This window comes from Streptomyces zinciresistens K42, from assembly GCF_000225525.1.
Classification (GTDB): Bacteria; Actinomycetota; Actinomycetes; order Streptomycetales; family Streptomycetaceae; genus Streptomyces; species Streptomyces zinciresistens.
The window spans coordinates 1-4313 of the sequence record NZ_AGBF01000334.1; the positions used below are offsets into that span (position 1 = coordinate 1).

The window sequence follows — 4313 nt, forward strand, 5'->3', positions numbered from 1 at the left end:
GCACGGCGGCGGAGAGCAGCGCCTCCAGGGCGGCGTCGTGGGCGGCCTGCGGGGAGTCGGACCGGCCGGGGGCGGCGCCGTCGGGGTGCGCGTGCCGGCGGCCGGGCGCCGCGCCGCCGCTCTGCCGTTCACCCATGTCCGTGTCCCGTCCCTGTCCGATCCCGTGCTGCCCGATCCCGTCCGGCCGACTCACGCGCGCCGCCGGGCGGCCCGTGTAAGCCGTGCGCGCGGGGGCGTACATGCCCGGCGTAGAGCGTGTACGTCCCGGGCGGCCGTCCGACTCACCCGAGCGGTACGACTTGTACGAGCCCGTACGAGCCCGTACTACTCCCACGAGTCGTACGAGTCGTACGACCCACACGAGCCGTACGAGCCGTACGAACCACACGGGAGCCGTACGACTCGTACCCGGCGCATCGGCGCCGCGTCCGTCGCGGACCGCGCCCGTGTCCGCCCGCCCCGGCGCGCGCCGGCGTGTGGCCCGTTCGGTTCGCGCGAGCCGTCCGGGACACCCGCCGGCGCTCCGGGTCGGCCGTCACGTCCGTCACGTACGTCACGCCCGTCCGGTCAGCCGGCCGCCCGCGGCCCTCCGGCCGGTTCCGCGCCCCGCCGGCCGCCGTCGCCCTCGCTGTTCATGTCGATTCCCCCAGCGTCCTGGGGCCCTCTTCCGTCACACCCGCGGCGGCCAGCTGCGCCGCCAGACGTTTCAGGCCCCGGTACGCGGCCGTGCGCACCGCGCCCGGCCGCTTGCCGAGCACGCGCGCCGCCGCCGGGGCGTCGAGCCCGACGACCACCCGCAGGAGCACGGCCTCGGCCTGGTCCCTGGGCAGCCCGCCGACCAGTTCCAGGGCCCGCACGGTGGAGATCGACTCCAGGGCCAGGTCCGCCGTGCTGTGCGGGCCGGGCAGTTCCAGCACGTCCTGCTCCAGTGCCGACGAGCGGGGCCGCACCTTCTGCCGCCGCAGATGGTCCAGCGCCCGGTGCCGGGCGATCGTCGCGCTCCAGCCCCGGAACCCGGCACCGTCGCCGCGGAACCGGCCGAGGTCGCGGGCGATCTCCAGCCACGCGTCGGACGCGACGTCCTCGGCGTCGTCCCCGACCAGCCCCCGTAGATACCCGAGCAGGCCCGGCTGCACCAGCCGGTAGGCGACCGCGAACGCCGCCTCGTCGCCCTCCTGGGCCCGCGCGACCGCCGCGCCCAGATCACCGTCGTGCGCGTGCACGCGGCGAGGTTCCCCTCCTCGGCCCAAGAACTGTCCTCGTCCGTACCGGTTCGCGGCGGATCCGTGCCGTACGGCACGCCCACCCCCTGCCCACGTCCCTCCACGCACAACAGCGCCCGGTCCCGCGGAAGTGTCACAGCGGCGGCCCGGAGCACAACCATCCCGGCGCGTCGGGAGTCGGAGACGTCGGCACGGGAGGGGGCCGCGCAAGCGGGCTCACGGGAATGGCATACGATGCGCGCCATCCCGTTTAAAGATCAAATAAGAGGACGTACACGTCGTGTCTCTCCGTACTCCCCACCGTTTCCCGCGCGGCATGTCCGCCGTCGTCGCCCTGCTCGCGATCGGCGCGGTGGGGTGCTCGGGCCTCTCCGACGCCGTCGACGGCGCCAAGGACGGCGCGCAGAAGGTCGCCCGCCAGCGTTCGGTGTTCTCGCTGGACGTCGGCGACTGCTACAACCCGAACGGCAAGGCCGAGGGGGAGGCGTACGCCGTCGAGGTCGTGTCCTGCTCCGAGGCGCACGAGGGCCAGGTGGTCGGCGAGTTCAAGATCGACAAGAGCGGGTCCTACCCCGGCGAGAAGGCGGTCTCCGCGATAGCCGACGAGCGCTGCCCCGCCGTGGCCGAGGCGTACGCCCCGGACACCTGGGCCCTCCCCAAGGGCGTCTCGCTCTTCTACTACACGCCCACCAAGGAGAGCTGGACGACCGGCGACCGCGCCGTGAGCTGCTCCTACACCGCCGAGAAGGGCAGGTTCAGCGGCTCGCTGGGTACCGCGAAGTCGCTGAAGCCGGCGCAGGCCGCCTTCCTGCGGGGCTCCAACGGCGTCTACGCGGCCCTGTGGGCGAACCAGCCCGTCAAGGACACCGTCGAGGACGACCTGGCCGGCTACAAGACGCAGGCCAAGGCCGTGGCGACCGCCCTGGACTCCCATGTCAAGGGCCTCGACGGCATCGACGGGCCCGAGGTCGACAAGCTCCGCGCCCGGCTGAAGAAGGCCGCCGCCGACTGGCGCAAGGCCGCGAACGCCCGGAACGTCGACGCGTTCTACCTCGCCTACGACCCGGCCTTCACCGCCATCGACCCGGGCCGGACCGTCGCCGCCCGCAAGGAACTGGCCCTGGCCGTCACCGTCCCGGCCGACGACGCCGAGGTCTGGGCCGGCTGAGACAGCCGCACTCCCCCGCGCGCCGAACGCTCCCCCTGCGCGCCGCACCGCCCCGTCCGCCCGTCCGGAACCCCGCCCCCCGCGCGGGCCCGGACGGGCCGGCCGTCACCGCCCCCGGCGCGCGTCCCGGCACAGCAGCCGCAGCGATCCGTCGCCCGCGAAGCAGCGCCGCGCCTCGTCGATCGGGTCCCACAGCCGGCCGTCGGGCGTGCGCAGCCAGTGGTCGCCGCCCGTCGCCCACCACTCGGCACCGGTCCGACGGGCGATCACCTCACCGGCGTACGCGCCGAGTCCGCGCAGCACGTGGTCCACGGCCGCCCTGGGCGTGCCCTCGCGGCGCAGCCCCTCGATCATCCGGTCGACCCGCCACAGACTCTGCTCCGAGTAGTCGAGGCGCAGCCGCGCCCCTTCCCGCATGGTCGCCACCGCGTCCGCCGCCCACCGCGCCGGCTTGGCCGCGGCGAAGGGCCTGGTCTCCTGCTGAGTCGTCACATCCTGGAGAGCGTCCGGGAGCCGCGATCCGTCACCCGGATCGGGCGGCTGCCCGGTACCCGCGCAGGACCGCCGCACCGTGCCCGCAGGACGGACACAGGACCCGCCCGGGAACCGGGATTCGGGCGGGAGTGACGCTTCGCCGCCCGCCGTGCGCGCCAGCCGCTGACGACCGCGCACGTCCACCTCCGCGCACGTCCACCTCCGCGCGGTGCCGCCCCCCGGCGCTGCGCAACAGCGCGCCCCGGTTCCGCCGCCGGTTCCGCCGCCGGTCCGGGGGGCGACCGGAGCGCCGCGCGCGACCGGACCGGCCGGCCCGGGAGGCCGTGCGGGTGCGGCTGTACGCCGACTGCGAGCCGCTGTGCCGCGCCGTGCCGCCGGACCTGGCACCGGACGGGGCCCGCGCGAGGCATGGTCGCTCTACTGCCTGGGCCAGGCGCTGGAGGAGACGCGCCCAGGTCGTGCTGGGGGCCGCCCCGCCTTCCGGCACGGCACGGGCGCTGCCGCCGTTCCTGCCGCTGCCGCCGTTCCTGCCGCTGACCGCCTCTCAGGCGACGCGGTGGTGAAGCGGCTGGCGGCGTACGGGTCTCGGCGGGGCGTCAGCCGCGGCCCCGGGCGCGGCGCGAGACCACCGCCCGCAGCACCCGGCGGCCCTCGGTCGACACCTCCAGGGCGCGGCGCAGTCCGCCCGCGCCGTGGCCGTTGAGCAGTTCCAGGACGCTGACCTGGCGGCGCAGTTCGGCGGCGACGAGCGGCGACATGCCCGCGGTGCGGCCCTCGGCGGGGGCCGCGCCCGCCCGGACGGAGCCGAGCGCCCCGGGACCGGCGCCCACCGAGGAGGCGTCGTCCCCGGCCGGGTCGAGCAGCCGGTGGATCCGCAGCGAGGCGACGGAGCAGGCGTCGGCCCACACGCGCGCCTCGGCGGCGGACCGCACGGCGGGGGCGGCGGCCAGCATCCGCCGGGCGAGCAGGGCCGCCTCGTCCTCCGCGTCCGCGTCGTCCACGACACCGAGCTTCACCCGTGCCCGGTCCAGCAGGTCGCCCCAGACGGCCGGGTCCCCGCCGGTCGCGAGGTTCGCCCACAGCGGGCGCAGCACCTCGTCGTCGCCGCCCAGGAGCGGTACACACCGATCCAAACAAGCCAATCCGCCGGCGGTCAGCCCGCGTTCGTCGGCCTGAGCGATCAGGTCCACCAGGCTCATCCACGCCTCCCGTAGCGGGTCCGATGTGAGGGCCGGGGCCCCCGCACAGGCCCCTGGCGAGCCCCGTTTTCACACAGCCCGCACTTTTCCCTACTGCGTGCGACGACCCGGGAGTGTCACAGTCGCGCGGCACCGGGCGGGCAGGGAGGGCGACGCGGGTGCGACGCGGAGATTTTCGGCCAGGCGCTCCGCGTCGGCGGTGGGCGCGCTCCGGCGGGTCGGCGCGGC

General features: G+C 76.0%; 4 protein-coding genes. 1 reads left to right on the forward strand and 3 read right to left on the reverse strand.

What is annotated here, in order from left to right:
* Positions 1 to 632: 632 nt before the first annotated feature.
* Positions 633 to 1250 (reverse strand): RNA polymerase sigma factor, encoded by a 618-nt coding sequence (locus SZN_RS35735; protein WP_043734956.1) that lies wholly within the window; start codon positions 1248 to 1250, stop codon positions 633 to 635.
* A 253-nt stretch (positions 1251 to 1503) separates the two neighbouring features.
* On the opposite strand from SZN_RS35735, the gene SZN_RS35740 reads away from it, so the two are divergent.
* Complete coding sequence (locus tag SZN_RS35740) at positions 1504 to 2391, forward strand: septum formation family protein (protein ID WP_043734957.1); 888 nt, start codon at positions 1504 to 1506, stop codon at positions 2389 to 2391.
* Between the two features lie 105 nt (positions 2392 to 2496).
* Here SZN_RS35740 and SZN_RS35745 read toward each other — a convergent pair whose 3' ends face one another.
* Both SZN_RS35745 and SZN_RS35750 read right to left on the reverse strand, forming a co-directional pair.
* A complete protein-coding gene (locus tag SZN_RS35745; RefSeq protein WP_007505180.1) occupies positions 2497 to 2883 on the reverse strand; it encodes a hypothetical protein in 387 nt (128 codons plus the stop codon).
* A gap of 599 nt (positions 2884 to 3482) precedes the next feature.
* Positions 3483 to 4085 carry a hypothetical protein gene (locus tag SZN_RS35750; protein ID WP_007505184.1) on the reverse strand — a complete coding sequence of 201 codons (603 nt, stop codon included), beginning with the start codon at positions 4083 to 4085 and terminating at the stop codon, positions 3483 to 3485.
* Positions 4086 to 4313: the final 228 nt, after the last annotated feature.

Bases quoted from the DNA above. Each gene is read 5' to 3' on its own strand.
- SZN_RS35750 (WP_007505184.1), bottom strand. From the start codon at position 4,085: ATGAGCCTGGTGGACCTGATCGCTCAGGCCGACGAACGCGGGCTGACC.